Here is a 16,015-nt window from a genome sequence, read left to right on the forward strand (position 1 = left end):
GTCCGTGATCTCTCGATCCACCCCGGGAACGGCGTTCCGACGCCCTTCCCAGTGCTCCGGCGAGGTGTCCCCAATTCGGACCCGTGGTCGATCTCGCCTACACTCGGTGGCGTGCCCCGTGGTGATGGACGACTCAACCACGACCTGCTCCCCGGAGAGAAAGGCCCCCAGGACGCTTGTGGCGTCTTCGGTGTCTGGGCTCCGGGCGAAGAGGTCGCCAAGCTCACCTATTTCGGACTGTATGCCCTGCAGCACCGTGGACAGGAGTCCGCGGGCATTGCAGTGAGCAACGGGTCCCAGATCCTGGTCTTCAAGGACATGGGACTGGTCTCGCAGGTCTTCGACGAAACGTCTCTGGGATCTCTCCAGGGCCATATCGCGGTCGGTCATGCCCGCTACTCCACCACCGGTGCCTCGGTGTGGGAGAACGCGCAGCCGACGTTCCGTGCGACCGCGCACGGCTCGATCGCCCTGGGTCACAACGGCAACCTGGTCAATACGGCCCAGCTCGCCGAGATGGTCGCCGACCTTCCCCGCAAGGACGGCCGCGCCACCCAGGTCGCCGCGACGAACGACACCGACCTGGTGACCGCTCTGCTCGCCGGCCAGACCGACGACGACGGCAAGCCGCTCACCATCGAGGAGGCCGCCGCCAAGGTGCTTCCCGATGTGAAGGGCGCCTTCTCGCTCGTCTTCATGGACGAGCACACCCTCTACGCCGCCCGCGACCCGCAGGGCATCCGCCCGCTGGTCCTCGGCCGGCTGGAGCGCGGCTGGGTGGTCGCATCGGAATCCGCTGCCCTCGACATCTGCGGCGCCAGCTTCGTACGTGAGATCGAGCCGGGCGAGCTCGTCGCCATCGACGAGAACGGCCTGCGCACTTCACGGTTCGCGGAAGCGAAGCCCAAGGGCTGCGTCTTCGAGTACGTCTACCTGGCCCGCCCCGACACCGACATCGCCGGGCGGAACGTGTACCTCTCCCGCGTGGAGATGGGCCGCAAGCTGGCCGCCGAGGCCCCGGTCGAGGCCGATCTGGTCATAGCGACTCCGGAGTCCGGCACCCCCGCCGCCATCGGTTACGCGGAGGCCAGTGGCATCCCGTTCGGTGCCGGTCTGGTCAAGAACGCGTACGTCGGCCGGACCTTCATCCAGCCGTCCCAGACCATTCGCCAGCTGGGTATCCGCCTCAAGCTGAACCCGCTCAAGGAAGTCATCAAGGGCAAGCGTCTGGTGGTCGTCGACGACTCGATCGTCCGCGGCAACACCCAGCGCGCACTGGTCCGGATGCTCCGTGAGGCCGGCGCCGCCGAGATCCACATCCGGATCTCCTCCCCGCCGGTGAAGTGGCCCTGCTTCTTCGGTATCGACTTCGCGACCCGCGCGGAGCTGATCGCCAACGGCATGTCGGTCGACGAGATCTGCACGTCGATGGGTGCCGACTCGCTCGCGTACATCTCGCTCGACGCGATGGTCGAGGCGACGACGATCGCCAAGCCGAACCTGTGCCGCGCCTGCTTCGACGGCGAGTACCCGATGGAGCTCCCGGACCCGGAGCTGCTCGGCAAGCAGCTGCTGGAGACCGAGCTGGCGGCAGGCCCCGCGGCCACCGCCGCGGCCGACGCGCTGCGTCGTCCGTGACCGGTCCGCCACACCAGCTCTGCCATCAGCCCCGTATTTCCACACGAAAGATCCCAGGCAATGTCTGAGACAACAGGTGCTTCCTACGCGGCAGCGGGCGTCGACATCGAGGCCGGCGACCGTGCCGTCGAGCTGATGAAGGAGTGGGTGAAGAAGACGCAGCGCGCCGAAGTCGCGGGCCTTGGCGGCCTGGGCGGTTTCGCCGGCCTCTTCGACGCCTCGGCGCTCAAGCGTTACGAGCGTCCGCTCCTCGCCTCCGCCACCGACGGCGTCGGCACGAAGGTCGACCTCGCCCGCCAGATGGGTGTGTACGACACCATCGGCCACGACCTCGTCGGCATGGTCGTCGACGACCTGGTCGTCTGCGGTGCCGAGCCGCTCTTCATGACCGACTACATCTGCGTCGGCAAGGTGCACCCCGAGCGTGTCGCGTCCATCGTGAAGGGCATCGCCGAGGGCTGTGTCCTGGCGGGCTGCGCCCTGGTCGGCGGCGAGACCGCCGAACACCCGGGCCTGCTCGGCCCCGACGACTTCGATGTCGCCGGCGCCGGTACGGGCGTGGTCGAGGCCGACCGGCTGCTCGGCCCGGACCGTATCCGTAAGGGTGACGCGGTCATCGCGATGGCGTCGTCCGGACTTCACTCCAACGGGTACTCGCTCGTCCGCCACGTCGTCTTCGACCGGGCCGGCTGGGCGCTGGACCGCGACGTCGAGGAGTTCGGCCGCACGCTCGGCGAGGAGCTCCTGGAGCCCACCAAGATCTACTCGCTGGACTGCCTGGCGCTGACCCGTACGACCGAGGTGCACGGCTTCAGCCACGTCACCGGCGGCGGCCTCGCCAACAACCTCGCCCGGGTCATCCCGGACGGGCTGCACGCCACGGTCGACCGCTCCACCTGGACGCCCGGCGCCGTCTTCGACCTGGTCGGCAAGGCCGGTCAGGTCGAGCAGCTGGAGCTGGAGATGACGCTCAACATGGGTGTCGGCATGATCGCGATCGTCCCCGCGGAATCGGTGGACGTCGCGCTGACGACGCTGGCCGACCGCGGAGTCGACTCCTGGGTCGCCGGTGAGATCACGGACCGCGGCGCGCATGCGACGGGTGCCGAGCTCACGGGTTCGTACGCGCGGTAGGCGGGGCGGGGCAGGACGCACCACCGGAGCCGTCCGGTGCCGTTCTGCCCTCCATCGCCGGAAGCCCCGGGAACGACCGCGTCCCGGCCCGGCACGCTCAGCTGGATCCGGGCAGCACAAAACCCGGTCCGGGCGAGCCCGAACCGGGTTGTTGTGTCAGCGCGAGGTCAAGCGCCGCGGCGCTGTGACGACGGACCGGACTGATCGTCCTCGTCCTCGTCATCGTCGTCGTTGTACAGATCCGCGTACTGTGCGTACGGGTCATCTTCCTCGTCGTCGTCCTCGAACGGCTCTGCGTTCGGTGGTTGACTCGAAGGCGATGCGCCCAGCTCATTGGCCAGACGCGACAGGTCAGTCCCGCCGCTGCTGTACTTCAGCTGGCGGGCGACCTTTGTCTGCTTGGCCTTTGCCCGGCCGCGCCCCATGGCTCGACCCCCTCGGTGACGGGGCTCGACGGCCCCAGAGTCTTGACACGCGTTCATGTTTCAGGACGGACTCTCGGCAGAGAGACCGTGCCCGTAGGGCTTTAACGGTACCTGCTTCCGTGGCCATACGGTACGCCGCCCGCATCACAGGCCCCGGAACAGGACCAGCAAGAAGCCCTGTCCTCGCTGGTCAACTGCGATTTTAACCTCTTCTTGGCATGCGACCCGCCGACCGGCGTGAGTCTTGTCTCGCCGGTCGGCGGATCGGTGGGCCATGGAGCGCCGAGGTGCGGGGAAGACGCCTGGTGAGGCACCCGGGACCCTCGGTGACGGATGTCAGCGGCGGCGCGCCTCAGCCATCCGCTGCTCGGCGATCCGGTCGGCCGCCGCGGCCGGCGGAATGCCGTCATCCTTCGCACGTGCGAATATGGCGAGCGTGGTGTCGAAGATCTTCGACGCCTTCGCCTTGCACCGGTCGAAGTCGAAGCCGTGCAGCTCGTCGGCGACCTGGATGACACCGCCCGCGTTCACCACGTAGTCGGGGGCGTAGAGGATCGAACGATCCGCGAGGTCCTTCTCGACACCCGGGTGCGCGAGCTGGTTGTTGGCCGCACCGCACACCACCTTGGCGGTGAGTACCGGAACGGTGTCATCGTTCAGCGCGCCGCCGAGCGCGCAAGGGGCGTAGATGTCGAGGCCCTCGGTGCGGATCAGCGTCGCGGTGTCCGCGGCGACCGCGACCTCGGGATGGAGCTCGGTGATCCGGCGCACCGACTCGTCGCGTACGTCCGTGATGACGACCTCGGCGCCGTCCTTCAGTAGATGCTCGACGAGGTGGCGGCCGACCTTGCCGACGCCCGCGACCCCCACTTTCCGGCCACGCAGCGTCGGGTCGCCCCACAGGTGCTGGGCCGAGGCCCGCATGCCCTGGAAGACACCGAAGGCGGTGAGCACGGACGAGTCGCCGGCGCCACCGTTCTCCGGGGAGCGGCCGGTGGTCCACCGGCACTCGTGGGCGACGACGTCCATGTCGGCGACGTAGGTGCCGACGTCGCAGGCGGTCACGTAACGCCCGCCGAGCGAGGCCACGAACCGGCCGTAGGCCAGCAGCAGTTCCTCGGTCTTGATCTTCTCGGGGTCGCCGATGATGACGGCCTTGCCGCCGCCGTGGTCGAGACCGGCCATGGCGTTCTTGTACGACATGCCGCGCGCCAGGTTCAGCGCATCCGCGACGGCCTCCTCCTCGGAGGCGTACGGATAGAAGCGGGTGCCGCCGAGGGCCGGGCCCAGGGCGGTGGAGTGGATGGCGATGACGGCCTTGAGGCCGCTGGCACGGTCCTGGCAGAGCACGACTTGCTCGTGGCCCCCCTGATCCGACTGGAACAGGGTGTGCAGGACGCCGTCGGTCACATCGGTCACTGTGGTGACTCCCAAGTACGAATCGGCGGAGACCCTCCTGAAGGTGGGGAGGGTCCCGGACCGACCGGCACGGCCGGTCCGACTGGGCAAGAGCGTAAGTCCTGCGCGGACGTAGATCTGTTCCAGTGCCGAGGATCACCCCCCGGCGGAGTACGGGCGTGACACGATTTGCTGCATGTCGGTGGTGTCTTCGGTTGTCGTCCCTTACGCGTCCTACCTCCGGGTGTACGAACCGCTGGCCGCCTTCCCGGAGCCTGAACGCACCCACTGGGCCCGGTATGCGGGGCGCGCCCGTATCCCCACGGCCCAGGACGAACTGCGCCGTTCGCTGGCCAACTTGGTGGCCACTCCACCGGTCGGGGTGCCGGTGCACGAGAGCGGGGACGCGTTCGTCGCCGAGCTGAACGGCGTGGTCTGCGTCTGTCCGTGGCGGACCCGGCTGCGCGGCTGGCTGGCACTGGGGGAGCTGGCGGAGATGTTCCCGGCTCCGGTGCTCGACGCGGTGCTGCCTCCGGTGGTGCGCGGGCAGGCGGTCGCGGACCACGAGCGGTGGGCGGAGCGCAATCCGGACGCCCGGCCGTGGATTCGAACCGCGGTGTGGCAGGTCCCGGTGCGGTGGTTCGTCCTCTTCGCCGACGAGGAGCGCGAGCACACCGGGGCGGACGCGGACGGGGGAGCGCCGGTGCTGCGCTACCGGACTCCGATGGTGCAGGCGCGGCGCCGGCTGGCCCGGGCGCTGAAGACGCTGCGTGAGAGCGTCGACGAGGGTCCGCTGACCGAGGGGCTGGTGGACGTCGGGCGCTGGCTGGAGGAGTTCCATCCGCGTGCGCTGGTCGAGCTGGACTACGGCGGCCTGGTGCACGCGCTGTCGGCGAAGCAGCTCGCCGAGGACCGGTCGGCCCTGGATGTCGCCGAGGGCATCGCGGCGCTGCAGGCCGGTGACTCCGAGGGCGCGGGTGAGGCGTACGGGCGGCTGGCCGAGCGCTGGCGCGCCGTGAGGGACCGTCAGTTCGCCAACTGATCCCGGCCGATCCGAGCCGGCTTTGAACCGTTGCCCCGTGTGACTCGTGAGAGCGGTGAGGGCGAAGGGGCGGGAACGTACTCCAGTGACTCCAGGACCTACGTCCCGAACCGGGCCTTTGCCTCAAGGGTGACGGATAGCACTAACTGGGCCCTTGCGCCCTTCCCTACTCCTCGTGCCAAAATAGGACAAGGAGTCCGGGGAGGACTCCTTCCGTCCAAGTATGGGCGGAATGCTCGGCATTGCACGCTATGGGGGGTCTGGTGACTCCTGATCGCTCTGTGACTGATCGTCACGGTGGTGTGACTGTCCGCTATGGCATGGTCCATCGGCTTCCGTCGCTGATGAACACCTGGGAGGGCAATTCCATCGGTTTGGCCGACGTGGCTGGACGGATGGTGTAGTTGTAGTGCCGAGGACAAGCCGTTCGTCCTATAACCGACTCGGCCCGCGTCCGCCATTTCGGGCAACGTGGGTCAAGGTGCAGAATTTAGAGGAAAGAACCGAGATGGTTCGGTTCTCCCGAGGAGGCCGCTCATGACCGCTCGCACCCCTGATGCCGAGCCGCTGCTGACCCCGGCTGAGGTTGCCACGATGTTCCGCGTGGACCCGAAGACGGTCACCCGTTGGGCCAAGGCAGGCAAGCTCACGTCCATCCGCACGCTCGGTGGACATCGCCGGTACCGCGAGGCAGAGGTCCGCGCACTGCTTGCGGGTATTCCGCAGCAGCGCAGCGAGGCCTGACACACCCCTGTCGCCGCGCCATAACCGGGCTGCCCGGGTCCCCCAACCCGCGTTTGCCCATCCATAGCTCCACACGACGGGCGTCCGCCCCAACGGGCGCCATACCTATGCCATACGGGTGCGTCGTTCGATCGCGCTGGACTCCGCCGGGTCCAGCGCGATCTTTTTTGTGCCCGCACGGCGGATGGCGGTCCTGCGAGGCGACCCGGGATCGGCTGTGCGGCGGCTTCTGTGCCGGCCGGTGATGACTGTCGGGCGCGCCTGCCGGCCCTGCCGGACGGTCTCCTGGGGGCTCTCTCGGCGGCCCCCCGATGACCCCGTCCGAGTAGTGCAATTGCACATATTAAATTCGCCAGTTGTAGGAAGGGTGTAAAGTCACCCTTTCTCAAAACTCATGCAGTGACTCCCGTCACACGGCCCGAGTCTTGCCGGCGTCGAGACCGCCACTGCCGAGAAAGGGAATTCCTCGCTCTTGGGCATGGGGCGACAGGCCTTCCTCCTCGGCTGTCACCTGGTCGGCCGACGCGTCGGAGGCGTGGGCGGGCGCGGCGGCTGCGGCGGTGTCAGGAACGGCCGCCGGCGCCCCGCTGGGGAGGTCGGGGGGTTCGGGGGCACGCGTGGCCCCGGAGGCCGTCACGTACCCGAGGAAGCCCGTGACCGGTTCCATGGAGTCGGCGGCGGGCTCCATGGCGAGCCGCAGGAGCCGATGGCAGATCGGGCAGTGCCGGGTGAGATGCCGGTAGCCGGAAGCGGCCGCCAGGTGGGCGCGCAGCAGCGCCCGGGTCTCGTGCCTCGCCGTGGATGCCGCCATCCGCGCCACCCCCCGGTGGAACGCGCTGCCCCGCGCCGTGAAACAGGGACAGTCCCTGTTGTCTGAGTACTCGTTGGCAGTTGCCGGAGTCAAGACACGCGAAAGCCCGGATCCTTGAGGATCCGGGCTTTCATTACTGCGGTCCTGACGGGATTTGAACCCGCGGCCTCCACCTTGACAGGGTGGCGAGCACTCCAAACTGCTCCACAGGACCAGGTTTTCGCTGCTGCCTTGCGGCTGGCTGCGAAAACAGACTGTACAGGAGGTTGGAGGCTCTGGTCGACCTCACTCCTGGTGGTGGCTCGGTTACAGCCCCGAGGGCGCCCGGGTCACGGCGCCGCGGCGTCGATCGCCTTCACGATCCGCTTGTCGGAGACGGGGTACGCGGTGCCCAGGGCGTGTGCGAAATAGCTGACCCGGAGCTCCTCGATCATCCAGCGGATGTCCAGGACCTCCTGCGGAACGGGCCTGCCCTGCGGCATCTGTTCGAGCAGCCAGGCGTACTCGTCCTGCATCTCGTGGACCTTCTCCATGCGCGTGGTGTCGCGCTGGACGGCCGTCGGCATCTGCTGCAGCCGGCGGTCCGCTGCGACCAGATAGCGCATCAGGTCGGGCAGCCTGCGCAGCCCGGTCTTCGTGACGAAACCCGGCGGTACGAGGGCCGCGAGCTGGTCCCGCACATCGGTGACGTTGCTGACCAGGACGAGGCTGCTGGTGGCCTTCAGGCGCCGCTCGCAGGCCTGCCAGGCGGCCAGTACCTGCTGGACCTGGGCGACGGTGTGCTCGGTCAGTGCGACGAGATCGGCGCGGACCTTGTCGTACAGCTTCCGGAACGACTCCTCGTCCCAGGCCGGACCGCCGTGGGCGCCGATCAGCCGGTCCGCGGCCGCCGTCGCGCAGTCCTCGAACAGGGCCTGGATGGAGCCGTGCGGGTTGCGGGACAGGGCCAGCTTCTGCTGGTTCGTCAGCTTGTCCGAGGCGAACTTGGCAGGGTTCACCGGGATGTTCAGCAGGATCAGCTTCCGGGTGCCGCGCCACATGGACTGCAGCTGCTCGGCCTCGGTGTCGAAGAGTCGTACGGCCACGGTCTCGCCCTGGTCGACCAGCGCCGGGTACGCCTTGACCGGCTGGCCGGCCCGACGGGTCTCGAAGACCCGGTTCAGGGTGCCGATCGTCCAGTCCGTGAGGCCCGACCGCTCGATGGACTCGCCCGACGGGCCCGCGGTGGCCGCAGCGGCCTTGGAGAGGGCCTGACGGGCCTTGGGGCGCAGCTGGAGCTTCAGCGCCTCCAGGTCCTTGTCCTCGGCCACCTTGCGGCGCCGCTCGTCGACGATCCGGAACGTGATCTTCAGGTGGTCCGGGATCCGGGACAGGTCGAAGTCGTCGGCGGAGACCGGGACGCCGACCATCCGCTGGAGCTCACGCGCGAGTGTGGCCGGCAGCGGCTCCTGCAGCGGCACCGCCCGGTCCAGGAACTTGCCCGCGTAGTTCGGCGCGGGGACGTAATGCCGGCGGATCGGCTTGGGCAGCGACCGGATCAGCTCGGTGACGACCTCTTCGCGCAGCCCCGGGATCTGCCAGTCGAAGCCCTCCGAGGTGACCTGGTTGAGCACCTGGAGCGGGACATGGACGGTCACACCGTCCGCGTCCGCGCCGGGCTCGAACTGGTAGGTCACCTTGAACTTGAGCTTCCCCTGCCGCCAGGAGTCCGGATAGTCGTCCTTGGTGACGGCCCCGGCCTTCTCGTTGATGAGCATCGAGCGCTCGAAGTCGAGCGTGTCCGGCTCGTCGCGGCGCTTGTGCTTCCACCAGGAGTCGAAGTGCGCGCCGGAGACGACGTGCTCGGGAATCCGCTGGTCGTAGAAGTCGAAGAGTGTCTCGTCGTCCACGAGGATGTCGCGGCGGCGCGCCCGGTGCTCCAACTCCTCGACCTCGCCGAGCAGTTTGCGGTTGTCGTGGAAGAACTGATGGTGCGTCCGCCAGTCGCCCTCGACCAGCGCGTTCCGGATGAAGAGATCGCGGGACGTCTCCGCGTCGATCCGGCCGAAATTGATCTTGCGCTGGGCCACGATCGGTACGCCGTACAGCGTGACCCGCTCGTACGCCATCACCGCCGCCTGGTCCTTCTCCCAGTGCGGCTCGCTGTACGTGCGCTTCAGCAGATGCTGGGCCAGCGGTTCGATCCACTCCGGCTCGACCTTGGCATTGACCCGCGCCCACAGCCGGGACGTCTCGACCAGCTCGGCCGACATCACGAACCGCGGCTGCTTCTTGAAGAGCGCCGAACCGGGGAAGACCGCGAACTTGGCGCTGCGCGCACCCAGGTACTCGTTCTTCTCGGTGTCCTTCAGCCCGATGTGCGACAGCAGCCCGGCCAGCAGCGAGGTGTGCACCGCCTGCTCGGGCGCGGCCAGGTCCGCCGAGGGCTCCTCGAGATTCATGCCCATCTGCTTGGCGACCGTGCGCAGCTGCGCATAGATGTCCTGCCATTCGCGGATGCGCAGGAAGTTCAGATACTCCTGCTTGCACATCCGGCGGAAGCTGGACGAGCCGCGCTCCTTCTGCTGCTCGCGGATGTACCGCCACAGATTCAGGAAGGCCAGGAAGTCGGACGTCTCGTCCTTGAAGCGGGCGTGCTGCTGATCGGCCTGCGTCTGCTTGTCCGAGGGCCGCTCGCGCGGGTCCTGGATGGAGAGCGCGGCGGCGATCACCATGACCTCGCGCGTGCAGCCGTTGCGGTCGGCCTCGATGACCATGCGGGCGAGGCGCGGGTCGACGGGCAGCTGCGCGAGCTTCCGCCCCAGCTGCGTCAGCCGCTTCTTCGGATCCTTCTCGTCCGGGTCCAGTGCGCCGAGCTCCTGGAGAAGCTGCACACCGTCGCGGATGTTGCGGTGGTCCGGCGGGTCGATGAAGGGGAACTTCTCGATGTCGCCGAGGCCGGCCGCGGTCATCTGGAGGATGACGGACGCCAGGTTCGTGCGGAGGATCTCCGCGTCCGTGAACTCCGGGCGGGTCAGGAAGTCGTCCTCGGAGTAGAGCCGGATGCAGATGCCGTCCGACGTACGGCCGCAGCGGCCCTTGCGCTGGTTGGCGCTGGCCTGCGAGATCCGCTCGATGGGCAGCCGCTGGACCTTGGTGCGGTGGCTGTAGCGGGAGATCCGGGCGTTGCCCGGGTCGATCACGTACTTGATGCCGGGGACGGTCAGCGAGGTCTCGGCGACGTTCGTCGCCAGAACGATCCTGCGGCCGGTGTGGCGCTGGAACACCCGGTGCTGCTCGGCGTGCGACAGGCGCGCGTAGAGAGGGAGCACCTCGGTGTGGCGGAGGTTCTTCTTGTTCAGGGCGTCCGCGGTGTCGCGGATCTCGCGCTCGCCGGAGAGGAAGACCAGGACATCGCCTGGGCCCTCCGCCTGGAGCTCGTCGACGGCGTCGCAGATCGCGGTGATCTGGTCGCGGTCGGAGTCGTCGCCCTCTTCCTCGAGGAGCGGCCGGTAGCGCACCTCGACCGGATACGTACGCCCGCTGACCTCGACGATCGGTGCATCACCGAAGTGCCGGGCGAAGCGCTCGGGGTCGATGGTCGCCGAGGTGATGACGACCTTCAGATCGGGGCGCTTGGGCAGCAGCCTGGCCAGGTAGCCGAGCAGGAAGTCGATGTTCAGCGACCGCTCGTGGGCCTCGTCGATGATGATCGTGTCGTACGCGAGCAGTTCGCGGTCCGTCTGGATCTCGGCCAGCAGGATGCCGTCCGTCATCAGCTTCAGATACGTGGCGTCCGGATTCACCTGGTCGGTGAAGCGGACCTTCCAGCCGACCGCCTCGCCGAGCGGGGTCCTCAGCTCGTCGGCGACGCGCTCGGCGACCGTACGGGCCGCGATCCGCCGCGGCTGGGTGTGCCCGATCATGCCCCGGACGCCGCGCCCCAGCTCCATACAGATCTTGGGGATCTGCGTGGTCTTGCCGGACCCGGTCTCACCGGCGACGATCACGACCTGGTGGTCGCGTATCGCCTCCAGGATCTCGTCCTTCTTCTGACTGACCGGAAGCTCTTCCGGGTACGAGAGAGCGGGCACCCGCGCGGCGCGCCCTGCGAGCCGCTCGGCTGCCTTCCCGGCCTGGGTGGCGATCTCGTCCAGCACTGCCTGCTGGGCCTCGGGCTTACGGATCCGGCGCGCCCCTTCGAGGCGGCGGCCGAGCCGGTGCGCGTCGCGGAGCGAGAGCTGTCCGAGCTGGGACTGGAGATCGACAAAGGAAGTAGACATACGGGTCCCAGGATCGCACCCGGGCCCGAGGAACGGCGAACATATTTTGCGCGGCCTGCGTCACGACCGTGGTGACCGTGGGGAAGGCCGGGATCACAGCACGTACCATTTCGGGCAACCGATCTTCGTGCCGCAGTCGAAAGCTGGTCCCCGTGTCCCGTGCGCAGTGGTGCTGCCCGGCGGCGGTGCCCGCAGTCGTACCGGGGCTCTTCCGCGGGGCTGCGACGGCGGTGGGTGGCGAGGCGTCGCAGAAGGCGGCCGCCGGACAGGGGGCGGCCGAGCCTCCCGTACGAGTCGGGTTGCGGGGCTCCGAGCCTGCCGCGCCCACCCCGGTGGAACTCTCCGTACTGCGGGTCTAGACGGCCCCGCGTCACCCGGCCGTCCCCTCACCACCCCGTACTACGAGCACGGAGCTTGCCATGCCCACGCCCAAAACGCCCTCGCCGAAGCCGTCCTTCAGGAAGCCGCTGCTCTACGGCACCGGCGTCGTCCTCGCCGCCGCGTTGCTCGGCTACGTCTCCCACCGGGCCACCGCTCCCGACCACTCGGCTTCCGATTCCTCGTACGTCGCCGAGGTCACCGCCGACCCGGATGCCGGCGTCTACCCCGAGCTGGCGAAGCTCGCCCGCCGCGACCCCGGCGACAAGCTGGCGCAGGGCCGGGCGGACGCGCCCGTCGTCCTCATCGAGTACGCCGACTTCAAATGCGGCTACTGCGGCAAGTTCGCCCGCGACACCGAATCCGCTCTGGTGAAGAAGTACGTCGGCAACGGCACCCTGCGCATCGAATGGCGCAACTTCCCGATCTTCGGCGCCGAGTCCGAGGCAGCCGCGCGCGCCGCCTGGGCCGCAGGGCAGCAGGGCCGCTTCTGGCAGTTCCACGCCGCCGCGTACGCCGAAGGGGCCAAGGAGAAGGGCTTCGGCAAGGCCCGGCTGAAGGCCCTCGCCCAGCAGGCGGGGGTGGCGGACCTCGACCGGTTCGCCCGCGACGCCGACAGTTCCGCCGCGTCCGCCGCGGTCAGCAAGGACCAGGAGCAGGGATACGGGATCGGGGCCACCTCCACCCCGTCGTTCATGATCAACGGCCGCCCGATCGCCGGTGCCCAGTCGATGGAGGTCTTCACCCAGGCGATCGACGCGGCGGCGGACCGGGCCAGGAACACCAAGGATGCCAAGGGCGCCGACAAGTGACCTCGGGCATCGGCTACTTCGCGGCCCTGCTCGGCGGGCTGCTGGCCCTGGTCAGCCCGTGCAGCGCCCTGCTGCTGCCCGCCTTCTTCGCCTACTCCATCGACTCCGCCGCCCGGCTGCTGGCCCGTACCGGCATCTTCTACGCCGGTCTGGCCACCACCCTTGTGCCGCTCGGCGCCGCCGGCTCGTATTCCGGACGGCTCTTCTACAGCCACCGCGACGAGCTCGTCCTCGGCGCCGGCTGGCTGATCATCGTCCTCGGCGCGGCGCAGATCGTGGGCCTCGGCTTCGCCTCGCGCCGGATCGCCGCGCTCAGTGGCCGGATCAGGCCGACGACCGTCGTGTCCGTCTACGCCCTCGGCGCCGTCTACGGCCTGGCCGGCTTCTGTGCCGGGCCGATCCTCGGCAGCGTCCTGACGGTGGCGGCGGTCAGCGGCAGCCTCGTCTACGGCGGACTGCTGCTCGCCGTCTACGCCCTGGGCATGGCCGTTCCGCTGTTTCTGCTCGCGCTGCTCTGGGAACGCTTCGACCTCGGTCGCCGGGCGTGGCTGCGCGGTCGGACCTTCCGGTTCGGCCGCTTCGAACTGCACACCACGACCCTGCTGTCGGGGCTGTTCTTCATCGGGCTCGGCGCGCTGTTCCTGGCCTACGACGGGACGACCGCGCTGCCCGGACTGCTGGATGTGGACGATTCGTTCGCCGTCGAACAGTGGGCCCGGCGCATCGGCGAGTTGGTGCCGGACGCGATCGCGCTGGTGACCGCGGTCGCGGTGGTGCTGCTGGTTCTCGGGGTGCGGGCGTGGCGCCGCCGGGACGTGAACTCCGCGGAGCGGGAAGAGGTCTGACACGACGAAGGCCCCATCCGGTGGATGGGGCCTTCGAGAGGTGGCTGGGGCCGGGATCGAACCGGCGACCTATCGCTTTTCAGGCGATCGCTCGTACCAACTGAGCTACCCAGCCACGCAGCACTTACGAGCTGCAGCGGTCCTGACGGGATTTGAACCCGCGGCCTCCACCTTGACAGGGTGGCGAGCACTCCAAACTGCTCCACAGGACCAAGCTGTTGTGCGACTAAGTGTCGCACAAGGTGGTGCGTGCCCCCAACGGGATTCGAACCCGTGCTACCGCCTTGAAAGGGCGGCGTCCTGGGCCACTAGACGATGAGGGCAGAACTGCTACTTCTGCGTCTATCGCCCCCCGAAGAGGGACGTGAGAAGCATCTGACTCCGCTTCCCCTCAAGAGGTTCCGCTTCTTCTTCAACCTCTGGGGTCTCGGAACGGTCAGGCCCTGACCGGCGCCCTTGGGCACGTCGGAGACTGTACTACGGCGTTTCGGTGTCAGCCAAACCGAATAGGCGAAGGGGTCGCTCCGGGTTGGTTCCCCTCCGGCAGATGGCGGCTGACCTCGGCCGTTGTCAGGCCGAGCCCGCCGAGTGTGATCTCGTCCCAGGCCTGCAGACGGCGGGTCGTGCGGTCCAGATAGAGCACCGAGGCGCGCACCTTTTCCGGCTTCTTGTTCTGCAGGGCGCGCAGGCCGCCGCCGCCCGTGGAGCCTTCGACCTTGAGTCGGGTGCCGAATCTCATCAGCTCGTTCTGCCGGTGGTGCACATGGCCGGCGAGGACCAGCGGAACCGTGCCGTCCGTCTCGCGGGCCGCGTCCGGCTCGTGGGTGACGGCGATGTCGACCGGCGTGCCGGCCTGCTCCTGGTCGCGCAGCGCGGAGGCGAGCCGCATGCCCGCCAGCCGCTCGGCGGCCGCGCCCTGGGCAGGCTGCGAGCGGTCCGGGGTGAACTGGGGGTCCCCCATGCCGGCCACCCGCAGCCCGCCGACATCCACCGCCCGGCCGTCGTCCAGCACGTGCACGTTCTTGAACCGCTCCAGATACATCTGGGTGATGCGCGAGTCGTGATTCCCGCGGACCCAGACGTAGGGCGCGCCGAGATCGCGGATCGGGTCGAGGAAGCCGTTCTCGACCGCGGAGCCGTGGTCCATCGTGTCGCCCGAGTCGATGATCACGTCGATGTCGTACTGCCGGACCAGCGAGCCGATGATCTGCCAGGACGCGGGGTTGAGGTGGACGTCGGAGACATGCAGGACGCGGAGGGTGGCGGGGTCCGGACGGTAGACGGGGAGCGTCGACGTGGCGTCGTACAACTTGGTCACATTGGTGACGAGCCGGGCCAGTTCGCGCTGGTAGACGTCGAAGTCGGTGACGATCGAGCGGGCGTCACCGACCACCGACGGAGCGCTGGAGAGCAGGCCGGAGAACTTGGGCTCCAGCACGGACCTCGGGTTCCAGGTTGCGTACGCGCTGACGCCCGACGCGGCCAGGAGCGCCAGTGCGAGCCCGCCGGCGGCCAGGGCGCGGCGCGGGCGGCGGTAGACGGCGAGGCCGAGCGCGGTGGCGCCGGAGACGACGGCTGTGCAGGAGCGCAGAGCGAGGTCGCGGGCGCCGGTGGAGACGTCCTCGGTGACCTCCTGCTGGAGACCGGAGAGCCGTTCGGGGTGCTGGACCAGAGCCTCGGAGCGCACCGGGTCGAGGCGGTCGACATCGACGTCGAGACGGACCGGGGCTATGTGGGAGTCCAGCTCCAGGGCGCCGAGCGGGGCCACGTTGATCTTCGTGCCGCCGGTGAGGGAGGGGCGCAGGGTCATGGTGGTGTCCATGGGCCCGACGGGCGTACGGACACTGCCGACGATCAGCAGCCCCAGCCAGGCACCGAACACGACGACGGCGAGCAGGCCCAGTGCGCGGGCGTAGGGGTGCGGGGTGGCGCCGAGGGAGGGCGCGAGGGCGGGGGTGTCGCCGGGGACGGCGGGACGGGAACGGTGGTGGCGCAGGGCGCGGGCCACCGCGTCGGCTGCTGCGGTCACTCCGGCCGGGACGGCTGTTGCTGCGCGGAACGGGTGGCGGGGCATTGGGCGCGTATGCCCGGGGAGTGGGGCGGCCATGCGGGACGAGGGGGGTTGGGGCGCGGCGGCCGGGGGTCGTGCGGCCGGGCTTACGTGACAATGGCGGGGTGCTGGAGATGACGCGCGAAGAGTTCGAGGAACTGGTCGCCGAGGCCCTGGACCGCATTCCGCCGGAGCTGACGCGGCTGATGGACAACGTCGCGGTGTTCGTCGAGGACGAACCGGACGCCGGCGATCCGGAGCTGCTCGGGCTGTACGAGGGCACGCCGCTGACCGATCGCGGTGAGTGGTACGCCGGGGTGCTGCCGGACCGGATCACGATCTACCGGGGGCCGACGCTGCGGATGTGCGAGTCGCGCGAGGATGTGGTCGCCGAGACGGAAATCACGGTCGTCCACGAGATCGCCCACCATTTCGGCATCGACGACGAGCGGCTGCACGCGCTGGGATACGGCTGA

The 16,015-nt window shown here is 69.0% G+C and carries 13 protein-coding genes and 4 tRNA genes; 8 read left to right on the forward strand and 9 right to left on the reverse strand.

All coding sequences use genetic code 11. From position 1 onward, the window contains the following. The first annotated feature begins 111 nt into the window (after positions 1 to 111). Positions 112 to 1,638, forward strand: a complete 1,527-nt coding sequence (gene purF / locus OHB49_RS22515) for an amidophosphoribosyltransferase (RefSeq protein WP_030979951.1) — start codon at positions 112 to 114, stop codon at positions 1,636 to 1,638. A 60-nt stretch (positions 1,639 to 1,698) separates the two neighbouring features. Next, on the forward strand, positions 1,699 to 2,772 hold the full coding sequence (purM, locus tag OHB49_RS22520) for a phosphoribosylformylglycinamidine cyclo-ligase (RefSeq protein ID WP_329162498.1): 1,074 nt from the start codon (positions 1,699 to 1,701) through the stop codon (positions 2,770 to 2,772). A gap of 167 nt (positions 2,773 to 2,939) precedes the next feature. Here purM and OHB49_RS22525 read toward each other — a convergent pair whose 3' ends face one another. Both OHB49_RS22525 and OHB49_RS22530 read right to left on the reverse strand, forming a co-directional pair. Next, complete coding sequence (locus tag OHB49_RS22525; protein ID WP_030979949.1) at positions 2,940 to 3,197, reverse strand: DUF3073 domain-containing protein; 258 nt, start codon at positions 3,195 to 3,197, stop codon at positions 2,940 to 2,942. 336 nt (positions 3,198 to 3,533) lie between these two features. Continuing rightward, positions 3,534 to 4,616 (reverse strand): Leu/Phe/Val dehydrogenase, encoded by a 1,083-nt coding sequence (locus tag OHB49_RS22530; protein ID WP_329162503.1) that lies wholly within the window; start codon positions 4,614 to 4,616, stop codon positions 3,534 to 3,536. Between the two features lie 175 nt (positions 4,617 to 4,791). On the opposite strand from OHB49_RS22530, the gene OHB49_RS22535 reads away from it, so the two are divergent. Beyond that, the gene (locus OHB49_RS22535; protein WP_329162505.1) at positions 4,792 to 5,637 is read left to right on the forward strand and encodes a hypothetical protein; all 846 of its coding nucleotides are present in this window, start codon (positions 4,792 to 4,794) and stop codon (positions 5,635 to 5,637) included. A 537-nt stretch (positions 5,638 to 6,174) separates the two neighbouring features. Further along, positions 6,175 to 6,381: a developmental transcriptional regulator BldC gene (gene bldC, locus OHB49_RS22540; RefSeq protein WP_003949541.1), complete on the forward strand. Its 207-nt coding sequence runs from the start codon at positions 6,175 to 6,177 to the stop codon at positions 6,379 to 6,381. A gap of 409 nt (positions 6,382 to 6,790) precedes the next feature. Here the strand turns inward: bldC and OHB49_RS22545 are convergent, their stop codons facing one another. The 3 genes from OHB49_RS22545 to hrpA all read right to left on the reverse strand — a co-directional run bounded on the left by OHB49_RS22545 (position 6,791) and on the right by hrpA (position 11,454). Then, positions 6,791 to 7,192 carry a DUF6274 family protein gene (locus tag OHB49_RS22545; protein WP_329162507.1) on the reverse strand — a complete coding sequence of 134 codons (402 nt, stop codon included), beginning with the start codon at positions 7,190 to 7,192 and terminating at the stop codon, positions 6,791 to 6,793. A gap of 139 nt (positions 7,193 to 7,331) precedes the next feature. Next, positions 7,332 to 7,406, reverse strand: a tRNA-Asp gene (locus OHB49_RS22550). Between the two features lie 115 nt (positions 7,407 to 7,521). Further along, complete coding sequence (hrpA, locus tag OHB49_RS22555; RefSeq protein ID WP_329162510.1) at positions 7,522 to 11,454, reverse strand: ATP-dependent RNA helicase HrpA; 3,933 nt, start codon at positions 11,452 to 11,454, stop codon at positions 7,522 to 7,524. A gap of 152 nt (positions 11,455 to 11,606) precedes the next feature. Here hrpA and OHB49_RS22560 point away from each other — a divergent pair, with 152 nt between their 5' ends. From OHB49_RS22560 to OHB49_RS22570, 3 genes are read left to right on the forward strand one after another with little or no spacing between them, the layout of a single operon-like run. Beyond that, a complete protein-coding gene (locus OHB49_RS22560) occupies positions 11,607 to 11,813 on the forward strand; it encodes a hypothetical protein (RefSeq protein ID WP_329162512.1) in 207 nt (68 codons plus the stop codon). A 60-nt stretch (positions 11,814 to 11,873) separates the two neighbouring features. After that, on the forward strand, positions 11,874 to 12,644 hold the full coding sequence (locus OHB49_RS22565; protein WP_329162514.1) for a DsbA family protein: 771 nt from the start codon (positions 11,874 to 11,876) through the stop codon (positions 12,642 to 12,644). Then, on the forward strand, positions 12,641 to 13,489 hold the full coding sequence (locus OHB49_RS22570; protein WP_329162515.1) for a cytochrome c biogenesis CcdA family protein: 849 nt from the start codon (positions 12,641 to 12,643) through the stop codon (positions 13,487 to 13,489). Before OHB49_RS22565 ends, OHB49_RS22570 begins: the two co-directional genes overlap by 4 nt. A 41-nt stretch (positions 13,490 to 13,530) precedes the next feature. Here the strand turns inward: OHB49_RS22570 and OHB49_RS22575 are convergent. The 4 genes from OHB49_RS22575 to OHB49_RS22590 form a co-directional block, all read right to left on the reverse strand. Next, positions 13,531 to 13,604: transfer RNA gene (locus OHB49_RS22575), tRNA-Phe, on the reverse strand. 22 nt (positions 13,605 to 13,626) lie between these two features. Continuing rightward, positions 13,627 to 13,701 (reverse strand) — tRNA-Asp (locus OHB49_RS22580). Positions 13,702 to 13,739: 38 nt separating this feature from the next. Next, a tRNA-Glu gene (locus tag OHB49_RS22585) sits at positions 13,740 to 13,812 on the reverse strand. 170 nt (positions 13,813 to 13,982) lie between these two features. Next, positions 13,983 to 15,563: a metallophosphoesterase family protein gene (locus OHB49_RS22590; protein WP_078853088.1), complete on the reverse strand. Its 1,581-nt coding sequence runs from the start codon at positions 15,561 to 15,563 to the stop codon at positions 13,983 to 13,985. A gap of 101 nt (positions 15,564 to 15,664) precedes the next feature. Between OHB49_RS22590 and OHB49_RS22595 the strand changes: the two genes are divergently transcribed. Beyond that, positions 15,665 to 16,015, forward strand: coding sequence for a metallopeptidase family protein (locus OHB49_RS22595; protein WP_329162518.1), 351 nt, complete (start codon positions 15,665 to 15,667; stop codon positions 16,013 to 16,015).

This window comes from Streptomyces sp. NBC_01717 (assembly GCF_036248255.1).
In the GTDB taxonomy this organism is placed as follows: Bacteria; Actinomycetota; Actinomycetes; order Streptomycetales; family Streptomycetaceae; genus Streptomyces.

What these genes read in the sequence shown, in the direction of transcription:
- bldC (WP_003949541.1), top strand. Translation starts at nt 6,175, where the DNA reads ATGACCGCTCGCACCCCTGATGCCGAGCCGCTGCTGACCCCGGCTGAG.
- hrpA (WP_329162510.1), bottom strand. Translation starts at nt 11,454, where the DNA reads ATGTCTACTTCCTTTGTCGATCTCCAGTCCCAGCTCGGACAGCTCTCG.
- OHB49_RS22565 (WP_329162514.1), top strand. Translation starts at nt 11,874, where the DNA reads ATGCCCACGCCCAAAACGCCCTCGCCGAAGCCGTCCTTCAGGAAGCCG.
- OHB49_RS22590 (WP_078853088.1), bottom strand. Translation starts at nt 15,563, where the DNA reads ATGCCCCGCCACCCGTTCCGCGCAGCAACAGCCGTCCCGGCCGGAGTG.
- OHB49_RS22535 (WP_329162505.1), top strand. Translation starts at nt 4,792, where the DNA reads ATGTCGGTGGTGTCTTCGGTTGTCGTCCCTTACGCGTCCTACCTCCGG.
- OHB49_RS22525 (WP_030979949.1), bottom strand. Translation starts at nt 3,197, where the DNA reads ATGGGGCGCGGCCGGGCAAAGGCCAAGCAGACAAAGGTCGCCCGCCAG.
- OHB49_RS22545 (WP_329162507.1), bottom strand. Translation starts at nt 7,192, where the DNA reads ATGGCGGCATCCACGGCGAGGCACGAGACCCGGGCGCTGCTGCGCGCC.
- purM (WP_329162498.1), top strand. Translation starts at nt 1,699, where the DNA reads ATGTCTGAGACAACAGGTGCTTCCTACGCGGCAGCGGGCGTCGACATC.